This is a genomic window from Vibrio sp. 1401 (assembly GCF_033340295.1).
This window is the reverse complement of record NZ_JAWOWF010000407.1, coordinates 1-672: the sequence shown is the minus strand read 5'-3', so window position 1 is coordinate 672 and position 672 is coordinate 1. Positions and strand designations below refer to the sequence as shown.

The 672-nt window shown below is 43.6% G+C and carries 1 protein-coding gene; it reads left to right on the top strand.

Going from position 1 to position 672, the window contains the following annotated elements; all coding sequences use genetic code 11:
• Window positions 1–340: 340 nt before the first annotated feature.
• Window positions 341–672: NUDIX domain-containing protein (locus R7Z77_RS25920; protein WP_318137120.1), on the top strand; the 332-nt coding region annotated here is incomplete at its 3' end.

Here is a 672-nt window from a genome sequence, read left to right as displayed (position 1 = left end):
TAACCTTTCCGACCGTGGAGAGCATACACAGCTACCACCCCAATCCAGGGTGGACAGCGCTGAACAACCGGCAGAAATTGCAGGGCATCAACAAGCGATGTTGCATAAATACGAGCTACATCAGTCCGCCTAAGTGACATGTTTTTATTTTCTATAAGCAGAACTTCGGTTCTGCTTTTTTGTTGCTTCTACGCACCTTCTCATTGCTATTCAAATCGCAAAAGTGAGTTATATCGCATCTTGCTCATTTCTTAAGGGCTGAGTTATCACTACGTGGTGTCAATGCTATGTCGGTAAAACAAGATGGCTAGAATGTTGTGCGAATTCAAAGGAATGAATCATGCGACTATTACAAAGAGCCAGCCTTATACTGGTTAATCATCAGCAAGAACTTTTGCTTATCCAGCGTTTTCAAAACGATAGACATTATTGGGTTTTCCCCGGCGGTAGTGTTGAAGTTGGAGAGCAGCCTGTTGAAGCTGCGAAAAGAGAAGCGCTGGAAGAAACCTCATTAGAACTCAATCGGATCCAAAAGGTTTTTGAGCTCGAAAACCAAGGTCGCTTAGAAACCTATTTTCTTTCTTATGTAGGGAACTCAAAAGTGAAACTGGGGGTAGGGCCGGAACAAACCAGACAGTCAGACGTTAACCAGTATCATTTAAAGTGGGTGCG